Genomic DNA, 15643 nt, shown 5'->3' with positions numbered 1-15643 from the left:
CTCTTTATTCACAAATGATTTGACGTTCAAACCTGATATCTACTTTGCGATAGCGATACCACCCTTGAATGGGAAGTATAGTATCGTATAAAATTTTGAGTTTTGCAAATATATTACTTATGTCTTTTATATTTCCTACATGAATGGCTTGCCCGCCTATTTGGGGATAGAGCCAAACATCCTGTTTTTTGTCTATATGCACTTGACTGATGCAAGCTTGCCAGAAAGGATGAGTATGAATAAATTGCATGAGGGCAAGGAGCTGGGCATCGTTTTCGTATTTTTCCGCTTGGGGAGGCTGCTCTTCTCCTTCGCGTGTAATAACTGGCACGCGGGGGGTATAGCGTGAATTGAAGGGTATGATTTTACCCTCTATGCTCCAATAATAGTCTTTGCCAACGGGATTGTAAAAGCGGGCGATAGGTTCTACCATATGCACTTCCACAAAGAGATTACCTGCTAAGTCGCGGTATATATTGCATGCTTCCACATAAGGGTTGCTCTTTACCTGTTCTTCCAGCTGTTTCAAACTCAGGTTTTTATATTTTTCTCCAAGCAGAAAAATGCCCCCTTTACGGTTCAGCAATTCTCGAATATCTTCTTCGGTGAGGAAGGTGCCGTCTTGGATTTTGGGAAAGAAACGAACGACGACCTTTTGACAGCTCTGCTCATCATAGTTTTTGCTGATGGCGGCTATCAGAAGACTCATTCCCAAGAAGGTGAGCAACCACTGCACCCAAGGCTTAAGCCTACGCTTGCTCATGTTCGAGTGTTTTAAGCAAATTTAAAAAATTTGGCAAATGTTGTTCTATGTTGCCGGCGCCCATTACTATTATGGTTAGAGGCGGGGTGGCTTGGGGCAGCCATTCCTCAAAGACTGCTTCTATAGATTCGGTGGGAGCTACTACCCGGGCACTCACCGGGCAATATCGGGCAATCAGCCGACTGTCGACCCCCTCAATAGGGGTTTCGCGTGCCGGATATATCGGCGTAAGCATCACTTGGTCGGCAAGCCCCAAGGCTTTGCCGAAGGCAGCTGCGAAGTCGCGGGTGCGTGTATAAAGATGTGGTTGAAAGACTGCCAGCAGCTGCCGTTGAGGGTATAGCGCCCGCATGGTTCGTAAGGTATTTTCTATTTCAGTAGGGTGGTGTGCATAATCATCTACAAGCACATACTGCGGGGAGCGATACCATATTTCAGAACGGCGTTTTACACCCTGAAAAGAAGAAAGTGCATCGATAATGGAAGCGGGGGCAATGCCTATCTGCTGGGCAACGGCAAAAGCAGCTGTGGCATTCAGGGCATTGTGTTCGCCGGGAACCAGCAAGCGCAGGGTGTGCTGCTCTTGGGTGGAAATGTTCAAGTCGAAATAAAGCTGCTCATTTTCATAGCGCAGCTCCTTTATGCTATATTGACAATGGAGCGACGTCCCGTAGCGCAGTGTGTGTAAGCCTTGCGGAGGACGCGCACTTACACCCTCGTGTGCAATAAGGGTGCCCTTGTCTTGTATATTTTTGAGGAAAGCCTCAAAAGAGTCAATAATGGCTTGTTCGCTACCGTATATATCCAAATGGTCTGCTTCTATGTTTGTAACTACTGCCAGCGTAGGATGTAAGTGCAAAAAAGAACGGTCATATTCGTCTGCTTCGGCTACAATCCATGCATCGGCGGCTTGCGAAAGCAGCAGGTTGTTTTGGTAGTTGCGCATGATGCCCCCGACAAAGGCAGTTACAGGCACCTCCGTTTGTTTTAAGATATGGGCAATCATAGCGGTGGTCGTGGTTTTGCCATGCGTGCCTGCCACGGCAATGAGACGCTTCGAACGGCTGATAAGCCCCAACAAAGCAGCTCGTTTGATGATGTCGAAACCGTGCGTACGGAAGTACTGAAGTTGAGGGTGCTCTTGTGGGATAGCGGGCGTGTAAACTGCCAGCACCTTACTGCTATTGCGAAAGTCTATGGGAATATGTTCTGCATCGTCTGAATACGTGACGGGAATGCCTTGGCTTTCAAGCATGCAGCTAACTGCCGAAGGGGTGCGATCATAACCAGCCACATGCATGCCTTGGCTTTGGCACCACTGGGCAAGCGCGCTCATGCCAATGCCTCCAATGCCTAAAAAGTACACATGGGTATATTCTTCGAGCGGTTTCATGAAATAAGGGGTCATTAGTTTCATGGTAACAAAGGTACATTTTTTGTCCTTCAAATTTAGAAACCCATGACCGTGTCAACTTTATTCTTGCACTCTCGTATTTAAGGGAGGCTTTGCCCAAGAGTGGTAGAGCCGTATTCTTTTGGCATTATATGTTTTGTTAAATTTGTTTTACTTTCGTCTGATGTGTTGTTAAAACAAATAAAGCCTATGCAAACTAAGAAGCTTCCTCTACATGCCATTGAGCGCATTTCGGTCAAGGAAAAAGAACGCTTTCAGGAAATGTTTTTGAAGCCGTGCAAGCCATGCGTTTTCACAGACCTGAGCCGTGATTGGCCTGCCTATACCAAGTGGACCTATGATTACTTCAAACAGCTGGCAGGGCATGTGATGGTGGATTTGTACAACAACTTGCCGGCTGCCCCTGACAAAAGTTGCATGGCGCCGGATGCCCGCATGACCTTCGGCGAGTATTTGGATTTGATTGAACGCGAACCCACCGACCTACGTATTTTTCTGTTCAATTTGATGAAATATGCGCCACAGCTGAAAGAAGACTACCGAGTGCCAGACGTAGCAACGGGCTTTCTCAAAGAGTTACCCTTCCTTTTCTTTGGTGGCACAGGCTCTATTGTACACATGCACTACGATATTGATATGTCGCATGTGTTTTTGACACAGTTTAAAGGGGTGAAGCGGGTAGTGCTTTTTGCCCCAGAGTACACTCCTTTTTTGTATCATCTGCCGTTTACTGTACAGTCATACGTCAATGTAAATGAACCAGATTTTGAGCAATATCCAGCTTTGCGTTATGTGCAAGGCTATGAGTGTTATTTGGAATATGGCGACACACTCTTCATCCCCGCTGGTTATTGGCATTACATTGAATATGTAGAAGGGGGCTTCGGCATGAGTTTGCGCGCCTTGAACCCCTCGTGGATAAAACGTTTAGAAGGAGCAGCCAACTTATTTGTCAAAATGCCTTTGGATAACTTCCTGCGCAAATATTTTACACAGACATGGTACAAGTACAAGCACCGTAAAGCTTTTGAGCGTGCAGAAAAAGCTATGAAGCAGTACTCGACACAAGCGATTTGATGCACTGCACGATGTGCTGTGTGGCATTGGGGCGTGCCATCTGCCTGATATTTTCGCTTAGAAGGGCTTGCTCTGCTGGTGAATGAAGCAGCGCAAGCGCATCGCTGACCAAAAAAGCGGGGGCTTGCGCTTCGCTCACCATCTTGGCGGCTTGGCGCTGCACCAATGCCATGGCGTTTTTTGTTTGGTGGTCTTCAGCCACATAGGGTGAAGGAACCAAAATAGCGGGCTTGCCTACCACACAAAGCTCGGAGATAGAAAGTGCGCCAGCTCGAGAAATAATCACGTGGGCAGTGCTGTACACATAATCCATGCGCTCAATGAAAGCGGTAGGGTGTACCCATTCGCCTGCTTGCTGTTCTTCTACTGCTTGACGGGCTTTTTCTATGAAGTGTTTGCCTGTTTGCCAAATCACTTGAATGCCATTGTCGGCAAAGCGGCGAATCTGCGCACAAATGCTTTCGTTGATGACGCGTGCACCTAAACTGCCACCCATCACCAAGAGTACGGGGGCGTTGGCTTTGAGTCCTAAGGCTTGTAGCGCTTCGGCGCGTGTAGGCAGCTGCAAAATATCCTTTCGCACGGGGTTACCGGTGTAAACCACCTTATCGGCAGGAAAGAACTGCTCCATGCCGGGATAGGCTACACATATTTTATGGGCATACTTTCCCAGCCAGCGGTTGGTAAGCCCGGCATAAGAGTTTTGCTCTTGAATGAGGGTAGGTACCCCCGCTCCGATAGCAGCCAGCAGCGTAGGGGCGCTGGCATAGCCCCCCACGCCAATGACCACCTCCGGTTTCTTTTCGGCAATGATTTGCTGCGCACGTCGGTAACTCTTCCATAGCTTGACTGGTACCTGCAGGTTGCGCAAGGTCAAGCTGCGTTGAATACCTACGATGTCGAGTCCCTCAATAGGATAGCCGGCTTTGGGGACTCGCTCCATTTCCATGCGATTTTTTGCGCCGATAAACAATATATCGACCGAAGGAAATTGTTCTTTGAGTGCATCGGCTATTGCCAGTGCAGGGAATATGTGCCCTCCGGTGCCGCCTCCGCTGATGATGACTCGTTTCATAGAGCATTGAAAAATGAAAGGGCTTGTTGATAATCTTTTTGGATTTGGTTTTGTAAGCTCTCTAAGCTATCAAACTTTTGGTCGTCGCGTAGCTTTTTAAGAAACTCTACCCGAAGGCTGCTTTGGTAAAGCTCGCCGGCAAAATCTAATAAAAAGACTTCTATATTGGGGCGCTCTTGTTGCTTGCTCAAGGTGGGGCGGTTGCCTATGTAAACGAGTGCCTGTTTGCGCTCGAAATGCTCACCATAGGCATAGGCGGCATAGATGCCAGCTGCCGGAATGAGCTTATAGCTTGCTTCTATTTTCAAGTTGGCAGTAGGAAAACCTAAGGTGCGCCCTATTTTGTCGCCATGTACTACGGTGCCGTGCAAGGTATAGGCATAGCCCAACAGTTGGTTGGCAAGTTCGATGTTGCCTTCTTTTAGGGCACGGCGTATTTTGGTAGAGCTCACCGTGAGGTCATCTATTTCTTGTGCGGGTATTTCTTCCACCTCAAAGCCGTAGCGTGGCGCCAGCTGTCGCAATAAATGAATGTCGCCTTGGCGTTGGTAGCCAAAATGATGGTCATAGCCAATCACGATGAGACCGGCATGCACCCCGCGCACATAAATTTTTTCTATGTATTCCTCTGGCATTAGGCGGGCAAAATCTTCGGTAAAGGGCAATACGATGAGGGCGTCGATGCCTTCTTGGCGGATACGCTCTGTTTTTTCTTCTATAGTATTGAGCAGTTCCACTTCTTGCCCCAATACCATGCGAGGGTGGGGCCAGAAGGTAATCACCACCGCTTCGGTGTTTCGCTCTTGTGCTGCTTTGCGCAGGCGTGCCATGATACGGCGATGCCCTTGGTGTACCCCGTCAAAAGTGCCGGTCGTTACCACTGTAGGGCGCGCAGGTTGATAATCGTGTAAGTTATGATAAACTCTCATGCTTGCTTTTGTACTGCTTCACATATTGTGCTGGTGAAAGGGCGTGCGTTAGTTCGTAGCTGCCGATGCGTGTGCGTCGCAGGGCAGTCAGGCAGCCTCCAACGCCTAAGGCTTTGCCCAAGTCGTGGGCAAGACTACGGATATAGGTACCCTTGCTACATACAATGCGTACATACAAGTGGGGCGGATTCCATGCCGAAATCTCGAAGACATGGATGTGCGTAGGGCGTAGCTCTACCTCCTCTGCTTTGCCTTGGCGTGCCAGCTCGTAGAGGCGCTTGCCCTGCCGTTTGATGGCAGAATATAGCGGCGGGCGTTGCATGATTTCCCCTGTGAAGTGCGCATCGATGCACTGCTGTATGTCGCTTTCTCTTAATGCCTGTACTTGCTCAAAGGGAGCGGTATAGGTTGCTTCTGTTTCAAGGTCATATGAGGGAGTTTCAGCGCCCAGCAAAAAGATGGCTTTGTACTCCTTCTCCATGCCCTGCAGCTGTTGTATTTGCTTGGTTTTTTTGCCAGTACACACAATCAACAAGCCTGTAGCCAGCGGGTCAAGGGTACCCGCATGCCCTGCTTTTTTTATCTTCAAACGGCGCTTGAGATAGTTTACCGCATCAAAAGAGGTCCAGCCGTAGGGTTTGTCTATTAGTATGATGTCGCCCGCTTGTGATGTGTTGGTCATGCCATCTGTACGTCTATGCCCAAAAGAAGTAAAATAAGAAGAATGCTACCCAAAAAAATACGGTAATAACCGAATATCTTAAAGCCGTGTTTGCCTACATAGGTAATAAATGTTTTCACGGCAATCATGGCTACGATGAAAGCCACCACGTTGCCTATCAGAAGCAATTGCCACTCTTGGGCAGAGAGTGCAATGGCACCGCTTTTATAGAAATCTTTGAAGAGCTTGTATGCCGATGCGGCAAACATGGTAGGCACCGCTAAGAAAAAAGAGAATTCGGCTGCGGTGATGCGGTTCAGTCTTTGCGCCAAGCCGCCAATGATGGTGGCTGCCGAGCGAGAAACGCCCGGTATCATGGCAATACATTGAAAACAACCGATAATGAACGACTCTCGGAAACCCACTTCTTTGCTTGCGTTGGCTGCCGATGCGGGAAGCCATTCGTCTATTTTTACCAGCACCCAGCCGCCCACAATCAGCGCAACACTGACTACCCATACATTTTCGAGCAAGGCGTCGATGTAGTCGCCGGCAAGCACACCCACCACTATCGCCGGCAGCATGCCCACCACCAACTTGAAATAAAAGTCGAAGCTCTTGAAAAAACGCTTGTAATAAAGCACTACTACCGACAGTATGGCGCCAAATTGAATATTCACATTGAAAAACTTCACAAAGTCATTGCCGGCAATGTCCAGAAAGGTAGAAACAATGATGAGGTGCCCAGTGGACGAAATAGGCAAAAACTCAGTAAGCCCTTCTACGATGGCAAGCAATATGGCTTCCCAAAAGTTCATGTTGGTGAGTATTTGGATTTAACAAAACGATTAAGCCTCGGGACTTCCTTTTTTCTTGTAAAAAAGAGCAACAAACACCATCATGAAGCCCAAAAAGCTTACTATGGGACCTAAAGTAAGCCCCAAGAAACCAAAGCCGAAAGGCTCGTTGTCGAGCAACATAAGTATGTAGCCCAAAGCTATGATAAGCACGCTGACAATCAATAGTATGTAATTCTGTTTGCCAAATACGCTTGGCGGTGTGTTAGATGGGTTCTGGGTATTTTTCATGGCTTTTTGTTTTGACCACAAAGAAACAATTATTTTGGGGGAATGCCAAGCAAGCCGACCCTCTATGATGCATCTGATAAACATAAGCCTGAACAACTTTAAAAACTATGCCTTTTTGACATTAGACTTTCACGAAAAGCTGAATGTGTTTGTAGGGCAGAATGGAGCAGGCAAAACCAATCTGTTGGAAGCTATTTATTGGTTGCTTACGGGCAAAAGCATGTTGGGGCACGGCGAGCGTTATGCCATCCGTTATGGCTGTGATGGTTGGGAGGTCGAAGGCGATATTCGTCAGACGGGAAGAAGCAGCCGCCTGCGCTGTGCTTTTTATCCGAAGCAAGACCGTAAAGCCATATTCATAGACGGTAGCCGCATGGAGCGTCTTTTGGATTACTACGGTCGCTTTCCGGTGGTGAGCTTTACGCCCAACGACATAGATTTGATACGGGAAGCCGCCGAGCAACGTCGTCGCACGATGGATGCTTTTTTTTCGCAGCTGTCGCAAGAATACGCCCTTCATTTGATGCAATACCACGCACTGCTGAAACGCCGTAATGCTTTGCTCAAAGAGAGGCGCGAAGGAAGAGCGCTCGACCAAGCCTTGCTCGAGGTTTTTAATATGCGTTTGGAGCAAGAGGCTTATCCCCTGTATGAACTGCGTAGCCGTTTTACCGGGGAGTTGCGCCCTTTGGTTGCGCGCTATTATGAGCAGCTTTCCGGAGGCAAAGAGCAGATTGACATAGTGTATCGTTCGCAGCTGCACGAAGCTTCTCTACAACAATTGTGGCAAGAGAGTTTGTCCATAGACCTTAAAATGGGTTTTACATCCAATGGCATTCATCGCGACGACTGGAGCCTGCTGCTGAACGATGTGCCCATGAAATGGAGCGGCTCACAAGGGCAGCGAAAGACTTTTCTAGTGGCTTTGAAGCTTGCCATGAGTGATTTGCTTTTTCTGAGAAAACAACAAAACCCGCTTTTGTTACTTGATGACATTTTTGATAAATTGGACGCTGAGAGAGTAGCGGCATTGTTGCAACTTGTACAGCAACAACACTTTGGACAGGTGTTTATTACAGATACCAGTCAGGAGCGTATGCAACGCCTGCTGAATGAAAGTAAACTGCCCGCTGCCCTCTTCAAAGTAAAACAAGGAGAAGTACTTCAACTATGAGAGACAAACACAGAATAGCCCACCAAAAGCCGCTGAGTTTTAGCGAGGTGCTGGCACATATGATAGAACAACACCAAGCCAAACATCGCTTCTATGACATGCGTATAGGCGATATGTGGGCGCAGCTGCTGGGTCCTAACGTGGCGGAGCAAACCGAAAAAATCTATTTGCGTGGCGATACCCTCTATGTGTACTTGCGGTCGCCTGTATTAAAAAACCAGCTTCTTTTTGCCAGAGACAAAATAAAAGAACGATTAAACGCCCAAATGAAACGAGAAGTGATAAAAAAAATAGTACTTTGTTAAACGGCTAAAACCAAGATTTGAGATAGCAGGCTATTGGAGAAAAGCACTTATGGAAAACATAGAAAAACCGGAAATTGAAATTGCCCAGTTGCGCCGTCTTATCGAAGTAATAAAGAAGCGCTATGACTACGATTTCAGTAACTACGCCATGTCTTCTTTCCGGCGTCGCGTGCAGCGCTTCATCGAGTTGTTTCGTATGGAAAACATGGAAGAGCTCATCCGCAAGCTGGAATTGGACAAGCACTTTTTCAAAACCTTCCTTTCCGAGATTACCGTGAACGTCACGGAGATGTTTCGAGACCCTTCCTTTTGGGTGGAGCTGCGCGATGAGATTGTGCCCAGCATCTTGATGAATAAAAAAGAGTTCCGTGTGTGGCATGCCGGCTGCTCTTCGGGCGAGGAAATCTTATCTATGGCTATCTTGCTCGACGAAATGGACGTGCTCGACCAAGTAGAAATAGTAGCTACCGACATCGACTACAGCATCTTGGCAAAGGCGCAGGAAGCCACCTATAACCTGCGCAATATGGAAGACGTAAACAGAAAAAATTACCAGCGCTTTTTGGGTAAACGTAGCCTTGAGCACTATTATACGGTGCAAGATGGCAAAGCAGTGATGGATAAAAGACTGCTTCGTAATGTGCAGTTTGTGGAGCACAATTTAGTGAACGGAGAGAAAATCGGTGTGTTTGACCTCATCCTTTGCCGCAATGTGATGATTTATTTTAATCAAACATTGCAGAATGAAGTGCTGAAGCTGTTTCACGCCAGCTTGCCCCGTTATGGCTATTTGGCTATTGGTTCCAAAGAGTCGCTCATATGGTGTGAATATGCCAACAAATTTATTGTTGTCAACAACAACGAAAAGATTTACAAAAAAATAAGAGATTAAGCGCTTTATTGTCTTAATGCCTTTTGATTGCATGGCTCGTTTCGATCATATAAGTTCTAAATACAAGTTGATTGTCATAGGAGGTTCGGCAGGGAGCTTTCAGGTGGTTTCGCACATCTTGCAGGCACTTCCCGATGACTTCTCTCTACCCATCGTGATGTGCTTGCATCGCTTGAAAGACGTAAGAGAAGGCTTTACCGAGGCGCTTTCGTTAAAAACCAACAAAGCAGTAGTTGAACCGCTCGATAAAGAACTTATCAAAAAGGGTACGATTTATCTGGCACCGGCTAACTACCACTTGTGCATAGAGTTAGGGCAAACTTTTTCGCTTTCTACCGAAGAAACTGTCAATAATTCGCGTCCCTCTATCGACCTGTTGTTTGAAACAGCCGCTTATGCCTATCGCGAAAAGCTTATCGGTATTCTGTTGTCGGGGGCTAACCGTGATGGGGCATGGGGCATGAAAAAAATACATGATCGCGGGGGGCTCACCATCGTGCAGGAACCCTCAGAGTGTTTGATAGATACTATGCCTGTCGCAGCCATGCAAGCCACCAAAATAGATTATGTGTTGCGAAGTGAGCAGATAATTGATTTTTTACATAAATTACATAAGCAATACGCTTAAAAAACACGCCATTGTCCATGAAGAACCTATACAAAATAGCAGCTATCCTTTTTATGTTGGCTTTTTTGGTGGGGGTTGGCTTCCTTGTCAATGACCTCACTGTTTTGCAGGATAGGCTGGCAGTAGCTCTGGATTTGAAAGATTTGGCACAAAGACAAAAGATGGAACCTGTTCTTTGGCAGCTGGTTTTGCATATAGCACTTACCATTGGCGCTGCACTGCTAACCATTTTCTTTTTGATGCTGAATGCCAGTAGAGCCAAAATTGTAGTTGCCCGTCAAGTAGAAGAAGAAATAACACGGAATAAACAAGAAAAAGAAGCGGTGCTTGAGGATGCTGCCACAGCCATGCGCCGTGAAATAGAAGAAAAGGCAGCGCGTATTCGTGCCATTATCAGTGCCAAAGCCGGCAGCGATGACTTTTATACCCAAGTATTGGCTGCAATAGCCGAAGCCGTAGAGGCAAGTCAAGGCATACTTTATCTGAGCAAATGGCGTGAGGGTGTGCAATACCTCGAATTGCAAGCCGGTTATGCTTATTATGCTTCTGAAGGACTGCCCCAGACTTTTGAAATAGGAGAAGGCTTCATCGGGCAGGCTGTCAAAGACAAAAGAACACTTGTGTTTAATGAACTGCCGGAAGGTTATATCTCGGTGCCGGTTGTATCTGGGCTGGGCAAAGGGGCGCCCAAAAGCCTCTTGATTGCCCCCATGCTCGACAGCGACAAGAAAATTTTAGGTGCCGTTGAGCTGGCAAGCTTTAGGAATTTTACAGAAAAAGATAAATTACTGGTCGAAGAAGCGATGGCGTTGTTGGCGTCGCACATGCTTTTGCTAGCAACAAGCGCCAACAATGAGGAATAAAGAAAAGCAATGCGGATAATGAAAACGCGGAAAAACATAAGCTTAGGACTAAAAATTACAGCCGTAGTGCTGTTGGTGGCTCTTTTGGCAGTGGGCTCGGTGAGCTACTTTGCCTTTCAAGAAAGCAAAGCAACTTTTAGAAAAAGTGCCATAGAGTCATTGCATGCGTTCTCTGCCCTCAAGGTGGAAAAAATCAACCTCTTTGCCGATGAAATAGAGCGGGGCTTATCTATAGGTACGCGCCTGAATGCTGCTAAACGCCGCATCTTGTTCGACGAGACCGACGAGCAAAACATTACCCCTGACTTTGCCGAAAGACCTGATGCCCCTTTTGCTCCGGAAAATAACGATGCCGACCTCTTGCCAGACACCCCAGTTTCTGCAGAAGAAAACCAGCCTCAGTTCGGTAAACAAGGCAATCAAAACGCTTTGCCGGATATTGACCCCTTGACTTTCTTCCTTACGCCCGAAGCTGAGCTGGATAGTGCCATCGTGATTCTGCGTAAGGTGTATGACCTACACAACGTTTATCTCTTGAACGAAGACCAGCAGGTGAAATACATAGCTGACAAGCGGGCAAGCATACAAGAAGAAAACAAGAAATTCAAAGCACCCGTCGTAGAACCCAACTTCCTTGAAGCAAGTCGCGAATCCGTGCATTTTAGCAAGGTCTTTTTGCAAGACAACGTGCCTTATCTGTTGGCGGCAGCGCCCGTAATAGACCGCCAAGAGCGCATCGGCTATTTGGTGTTTGAAATTGAGTTTGAACGTATTGACCGCTTAGTGAACGACCGCATTGGCTTGGGCAACAGCGGCGAAGTGCTACTGGTACAACTGCAGGGGGCAAATGCCGTTTATGTGCTCAACAAGCGCCCTCTGTTGCAACAAAAAGACCCCATCAAAAGCATGAATCTGGCTCAGATGGGCACCCTCGATGCCCTGGATATTCCTTTGGCAGTGCGTAAGGCATTGGCGGGTGAAAAAGCAGAGTTGGAAGAGACTGATGACCTGGGCAAAGAAGTATTGGTAGTTACCGACTACCTGCCCCAGTTGAATTGGGGAGTTATTGTTAAAATAGACACTGCTGAGGCGTATGCGCCCGCCTTTGGCTTGCTTAAACGTTTCCTGCTTTCAGCAGCTATCACCCTGTTGGTGGCGTTGCTGATTGGGCTTATCTTCTCTCAATTCTTTGTTCAGTCTTTGGGCATTTTGCGCGATGCCATCGCTTCTTTGGCAAAGGGGCGTCTGCCGGCTTCTATCGAAGTCGATTCAAAAGACGAAGTCGGAGAGATGGCGGCTTACCTCAATCGCTTGGTTATGAACCTGCGCAGTATGGCAAACTTTGCCTCTCGTATCGGTAAGCAAGACTTTGACGTGGATTTTAAGCCGGCAAGCGAAGACGACGTCTTGGCGACCGCCTTGCTTAGTATGCGCGACAGCATTGTGTCGTCGGCACGCGAAGAGGATGAAAAACGCTGGATTGTAGAAGGTGTCAAGGAAGTGGGTGATATTCTGCGTGCGCGTAACGACCTCAAAGAGATGGGCGAAGAGCTGCTGGCGTATGTGGTGCAAAGAGTGGGAGCCGTGCAGGGAGCTTTTTATGTGATGAATGAAAGCGAGAAGGAAGAAGGAGTAAGTTATCTGGAAATGTATGCCAGCTACGCTTACAATAAAAAGAAATACTTGGAAGCCCGTTTCAAAGTAGCGCGCAAATATGCCGAAGGCTTGGTCGGGCAAGCTGCCATCGAGCGGGATATGATTCGCCGTACCGAAATACCCGAAGACTACCTGACCATCACTTCCGGTTTGTTGGGCGAACAGCGCCCCCGAAGCCTGCTTATCATGCCTCTGATTACCAATGAAACTGAGGTGATGGGCTGCTTGGAACTGGCTTCGCTACAACCCTTCGAAGAAGACGGGCGCGAGGTGAAGTTTGTGCAGGAAATCAGTGGTATCATTGCCCGTACTATCTTCAACATCAAAACCGCCGAAAAAGAAGCCAAGCTCTTAGCCGAAACTACCCAGCTGAACATAGAGCTTCAGGCACGGCAAAAGGAGCTCGAAAAAATAGCGAAGGACTTGCAGGAAAAAAGCCGTGAGCTGCAAAAAACAGTAGAACAGCTCGAACTCGAAAAGCAAGCTGTGCAAAACGAGCAACGAAAAACACAAATCCTACTTGAAAATGCTTCTGAGGTAATTATCATCTACGACGAAACCATTCATATACGCTATATCAGCCCTTCGGTAAGCCGAATCCTTGGTTATAGTGTAGAGGAAATGGTAGGAATCAACGATGTAGTGTACGTAGAAGACGAGTGGAAAGAGTCTTATCGTCGCATGTTTGAAGAACTGAAACAGTACCCCGATGAGCAGATAACCATTCAAATGGAATACCGCAAGAAGAATGGCGAAGCCATTTGGGTAGAGGCAACCGGTACCAACCTCTTGCAAGACCCCGTCATCAAAGGTATTGTAGTGAACATGCGTGACATCACCGAGCGCAAGCGCGCCGAGCGTGAAGAGCGGATGCGCTCACAGATGCAGGCTCTTTCCGAAAACTCGCCCGATTTGATTATGCGTCTCAACCCCGAAGGGGTCATTTACTATATCAACCCCACTATTGAAAACTATACCGGAAAATCGAAAGAAGAATACCTGCAAAAGGTATTGAACAATGAGTTACTGCCCGAAGAAGTGGTGCGCCAGATGTACCGTGTGCTTGAAGGAGTGAGTGCCCGCCGCGAAAAGATAACGCTCGAAATAGAGTTCCCTTCTGTGTTGGGCAACCGGGTCATGCAGCTCAATGCCATACCGGAATTTGGTGAAGACAACGAACTGGAGTCTATTTTGGTGGTGCTGCACGACATCACCGTGATGAAAGAATATCAATTCGAAATTGAAACAGCTAATAAGAAGGTAACCGATAGCATCAACTACGCAAAACGTATCCAAGATGCCATCATGCCCGATACCGAAATCTTGCGTTCTTACTTTGCAGACTCTTTCGTTATCTTTAAACCTCGCGACGTAGTCAGTGGCGATTTCCCGTGGATTGTGCGTAAAGATGACTTTGTGTATGTGGCAGCCGCCGACTGTACCGGTCACGGGGTACCTGGCGCTTTGGTGTCGCTCATCGGTTATTTTCTGATGAACAACATCATCGATACCCGTAGCGATATTTTACCCAATGATTTTTTGGACTTGCTTGACAAAGAAATGACGCACACTTTGCGTCAGGACCGTGAGGATAGCGTAACCCGTGACGGCATGGACGTAGCCTTGGCTCGTATCGACCTGAAAAACAAGAAAATTTTGTATGCAGGAGCGCACCGTCCGCTTTACTATCTCTATCCTTCCGATGAAAAAGTACAGGAGATTAAAGGCGATAAGATGCCCATTGGCGGCGGACAGTTCCACGATCGCGAGAAGTTCTCGCTACATGAGCTGGAGATAAAAGAAGGACTGAGCATCTATCTGTTTTCTGATGGTATGCCCGACCAATTTGGAGGACCGCAAAACCGGAAGTTTTCTTCCAAACGCATCCGTGACATTATTTTGGAACATAGACAGGAGGCGATGGATAAGATAGCCCTGGCACTGGATACTGACTTCATGGAGTGGATGGGCGATAAAAAGCAGACCGATGACATCTTGTTTATAGGTATTCGCTTCTGATATTCAAATATTTGGAGTAAAAAACATATATAATTTTGCTTTTATGTATAAATTTAGTGGAAATTTAATTTTATTTTGTTAATCTTTACAATTAACTAAAACGAGCATTTGGCTATGAAATATGTTTTTGACTTACACAAGACTATGTTGGCACACAACCTCATATTGGTATATGAGGGAGAGTTTACGCAAGAAATCACCAAATCTATTCTGGCTATGGCAGAACGAAATATGGATGCCATTGGCGAGAGCTCTGGGGTGAAGCGCAAGGTTTTCAATGTGATGGTGGAATGCTTGCAAAACATAGTGAAACATGCCGAAGATCTGAATGAAAGAGGAGAAGATGGTTTGCGCAATAATGCCATCTTCCTTCTGGGCAAAAGCGTTTCTCAATATTTGATTAATTCGGGAAACCCCGTGCGCAATGAATCTATAGAGTTTATCTCGAGTAAAATTGACCAAGTAAATGCCTTGGATAAAGAAGGTCTCAAGGAGTTGTATAAAGAGGTAATTAAAAAAGGCGAAATATCCGAAAAAGGAGGTGCTGGTTTGGGCTTTATCGATATGGCGCGCAAGTCTGGTCAAAAACTCGAATACTCATTCGAGCCCATCAACGATGAGTTTTCCTTCTTTTCACTGCAAATTACTGTTCCAAGAGAAGAATAATTCCATCTAACTTTTTATAATTTTGTAATCCACAAAATAACTGAAGGACATATGAACATCATCAGCTTAGAAGGAAAAGAGGATACCCCCAAAGTGATTTTGGATAAAGACAACGGCGTGTTTGAAATTTCGGGACGTTCTCTGCCTGAGGATGCACGCGAGTTCTATCGCCCTATCATCGAATGGTTGCAGCAGTATGCCTCTAACCCCAACCCTGAAACCGTATTTAACTTTAAACTCGAATACTTCAATACTGCTTCTTCCAAACTATTGTTAGATGTGCTGCAAACCTTGGAGAATATTCCTAATGCCAAGGTAGTTTGGTATCACCTTGAAGAGGATGAAGATATGGAGGAAGCAGGCAAAGAGTTTGAAGATATGGTCAATGTAGAATTTGAATTTAGAGTATTGGCAGACTAACCCATTGCCAGCT

Annotated in this window: 16 protein-coding genes; 9 read left to right on the top strand and 7 right to left on the bottom strand. The window is 46.7% G+C overall.

Annotated features, from left to right (window positions below):
• Positions 1-4: 4 nt before the first annotated feature.
• A complete protein-coding gene (locus FHS56_RS06080; protein ID WP_166919013.1) occupies positions 5-763 on the bottom strand; it encodes a cell division protein FtsQ/DivIB in 759 nt (252 codons plus the stop codon).
• The gene (murC, locus tag FHS56_RS06075) at positions 750-2180 is read right to left on the bottom strand and encodes a UDP-N-acetylmuramate--L-alanine ligase (protein WP_166919012.1); all 1431 of its coding nucleotides are present in this window, start codon (positions 2178-2180) and stop codon (positions 750-752) included. The genes FHS56_RS06080 and murC overlap by 14 nt, the downstream gene beginning before the upstream one ends.
• 186 nt (positions 2181-2366) lie before the next feature.
• On the opposite strand from murC, the gene FHS56_RS06070 reads away from it, so the two are divergent.
• Positions 2367-3254 carry a cupin-like domain-containing protein gene (locus tag FHS56_RS06070; RefSeq protein ID WP_166919011.1) on the top strand — a complete coding sequence of 296 codons (888 nt, stop codon included), beginning with the start codon at positions 2367-2369 and terminating at the stop codon, positions 3252-3254.
• Here the strand turns inward: FHS56_RS06070 and murG are convergent.
• The 5 genes from murG to FHS56_RS06045 are packed head-to-tail and all read right to left on the bottom strand — an operon-like array spanning position 3223 to position 7007.
• Positions 3223-4329: an undecaprenyldiphospho-muramoylpentapeptide beta-N-acetylglucosaminyltransferase gene (gene murG / locus FHS56_RS06065; protein ID WP_166919010.1), complete on the bottom strand. Its 1107-nt coding sequence runs from the start codon at positions 4327-4329 to the stop codon at positions 3223-3225. The genes FHS56_RS06070 and murG overlap by 32 nt on opposite strands.
• Positions 4326-5258, bottom strand: coding sequence for a bifunctional riboflavin kinase/FAD synthetase (locus FHS56_RS06060; protein WP_166919009.1), 933 nt, complete (start codon positions 5256-5258; stop codon positions 4326-4328). The genes murG and FHS56_RS06060 overlap by 4 nt, the downstream gene beginning before the upstream one ends.
• Positions 5242-5940: a tRNA pseudouridine(55) synthase TruB gene (gene truB, locus FHS56_RS06055; protein WP_166919008.1), complete on the bottom strand. Its 699-nt coding sequence runs from the start codon at positions 5938-5940 to the stop codon at positions 5242-5244. Before truB ends, FHS56_RS06060 begins: the two co-directional genes overlap by 17 nt.
• Positions 5937-6737, bottom strand: a complete 801-nt coding sequence (locus FHS56_RS06050; RefSeq protein ID WP_166919007.1) for an undecaprenyl-diphosphate phosphatase — start codon at positions 6735-6737, stop codon at positions 5937-5939. The genes truB and FHS56_RS06050 overlap by 4 nt, the downstream gene beginning before the upstream one ends.
• Before the next feature lie 30 nt (positions 6738-6767).
• Positions 6768-7007 carry a DUF3098 domain-containing protein gene (locus FHS56_RS06045; RefSeq protein WP_166919006.1) on the bottom strand — a complete coding sequence of 80 codons (240 nt, stop codon included), beginning with the start codon at positions 7005-7007 and terminating at the stop codon, positions 6768-6770.
• A gap of 64 nt (positions 7008-7071) precedes the next feature.
• On the opposite strand from FHS56_RS06045, the gene recF reads away from it, so the two are divergent.
• From recF to FHS56_RS06005, 8 genes are all read left to right on the top strand, one after another.
• Positions 7072-8181, top strand: a complete 1110-nt coding sequence (gene recF / locus FHS56_RS06040; RefSeq protein ID WP_166919005.1) for a DNA replication/repair protein RecF — start codon at positions 7072-7074, stop codon at positions 8179-8181.
• On the top strand, positions 8178-8486 hold the full coding sequence (locus tag FHS56_RS06035; RefSeq protein ID WP_166919004.1) for a DUF721 domain-containing protein: 309 nt from the start codon (positions 8178-8180) through the stop codon (positions 8484-8486). Before recF ends, FHS56_RS06035 begins: the two co-directional genes overlap by 4 nt.
• A 49-nt stretch (positions 8487-8535) precedes the next feature.
• Complete coding sequence (locus tag FHS56_RS06030; protein ID WP_166919003.1) at positions 8536-9378, top strand: CheR family methyltransferase; 843 nt, start codon at positions 8536-8538, stop codon at positions 9376-9378.
• A gap of 31 nt (positions 9379-9409) precedes the next feature.
• A complete protein-coding gene (locus tag FHS56_RS06025) occupies positions 9410-10006 on the top strand; it encodes a chemotaxis protein CheB (protein WP_166919002.1) in 597 nt (198 codons plus the stop codon).
• Between the two features lie 17 nt (positions 10007-10023).
• Entirely contained in the window at positions 10024-10869 is an 846-nt protein-coding gene (locus FHS56_RS06020) for a GAF domain-containing protein (protein WP_166919001.1), read from the top strand.
• 18 nt (positions 10870-10887) lie between these two features.
• The gene (locus tag FHS56_RS06015) at positions 10888-14544 is read left to right on the top strand and encodes a PAS domain S-box protein (protein ID WP_166919000.1); all 3657 of its coding nucleotides are present in this window, start codon (positions 10888-10890) and stop codon (positions 14542-14544) included.
• 114 nt (positions 14545-14658) lie between these two features.
• A complete protein-coding gene (locus tag FHS56_RS06010; protein ID WP_166918999.1) occupies positions 14659-15210 on the top strand; it encodes a SiaB family protein kinase in 552 nt (183 codons plus the stop codon).
• 51 nt (positions 15211-15261) lie between these two features.
• Positions 15262-15630, top strand: a complete 369-nt coding sequence (locus FHS56_RS06005) for a DUF1987 domain-containing protein (protein WP_166918998.1) — start codon at positions 15262-15264, stop codon at positions 15628-15630.
• Positions 15631-15643 lie beyond the last annotated feature (13 nt).

The organism is Thermonema lapsum, assembly GCF_011761635.1.
Classification (GTDB): Bacteria; Bacteroidota; Bacteroidia; order Cytophagales; family Thermonemataceae; genus Thermonema; species Thermonema lapsum.
The sequence above is the reverse complement of the archived record's forward strand: the minus strand, read 5'-3'. Positions and strand labels throughout refer to the sequence as shown.

Bases quoted from the DNA above. Each gene is read 5' to 3' on its own strand.
- FHS56_RS06070 (WP_166919011.1), top strand. From the start codon at position 2,367: ATGCAAACTAAGAAGCTTCCTCTACATGCCATTGAGCGCATTTCGGTC.
- FHS56_RS06050 (WP_166919007.1), bottom strand. From the start codon at position 6,737: ATGAACTTTTGGGAAGCCATATTGCTTGCCATCGTAGAAGGGCTTACT.
- truB (WP_166919008.1), bottom strand. From the start codon at position 5,940: ATGACCAACACATCACAAGCGGGCGACATCATACTAATAGACAAACCC.
- FHS56_RS06060 (WP_166919009.1), bottom strand. From the start codon at position 5,258: ATGAGAGTTTATCATAACTTACACGATTATCAACCTGCGCGCCCTACA.
- FHS56_RS06080 (WP_166919013.1), bottom strand. From the start codon at position 763: ATGAGCAAGCGTAGGCTTAAGCCTTGGGTGCAGTGGTTGCTCACCTTC.
- recF (WP_166919005.1), top strand. From the start codon at position 7,072: ATGATGCATCTGATAAACATAAGCCTGAACAACTTTAAAAACTATGCC.
- FHS56_RS06015 (WP_166919000.1), top strand. From the start codon at position 10,888: ATGAAAACGCGGAAAAACATAAGCTTAGGACTAAAAATTACAGCCGTA.
- murG (WP_166919010.1), bottom strand. From the start codon at position 4,329: ATGAAACGAGTCATCATCAGCGGAGGCGGCACCGGAGGGCACATATTC.
- murC (WP_166919012.1), bottom strand. From the start codon at position 2,180: ATGAAACTAATGACCCCTTATTTCATGAAACCGCTCGAAGAATATACC.
- FHS56_RS06030 (WP_166919003.1), top strand. From the start codon at position 8,536: ATGGAAAACATAGAAAAACCGGAAATTGAAATTGCCCAGTTGCGCCGT.
- FHS56_RS06025 (WP_166919002.1), top strand. From the start codon at position 9,410: ATGGCTCGTTTCGATCATATAAGTTCTAAATACAAGTTGATTGTCATA.
- FHS56_RS06035 (WP_166919004.1), top strand. From the start codon at position 8,178: ATGAGAGACAAACACAGAATAGCCCACCAAAAGCCGCTGAGTTTTAGC.
- FHS56_RS06045 (WP_166919006.1), bottom strand. From the start codon at position 7,007: ATGAAAAATACCCAGAACCCATCTAACACACCGCCAAGCGTATTTGGC.
- FHS56_RS06020 (WP_166919001.1), top strand. From the start codon at position 10,024: ATGAAGAACCTATACAAAATAGCAGCTATCCTTTTTATGTTGGCTTTT.
- FHS56_RS06010 (WP_166918999.1), top strand. From the start codon at position 14,659: ATGAAATATGTTTTTGACTTACACAAGACTATGTTGGCACACAACCTC.
- FHS56_RS06005 (WP_166918998.1), top strand. From the start codon at position 15,262: ATGAACATCATCAGCTTAGAAGGAAAAGAGGATACCCCCAAAGTGATT.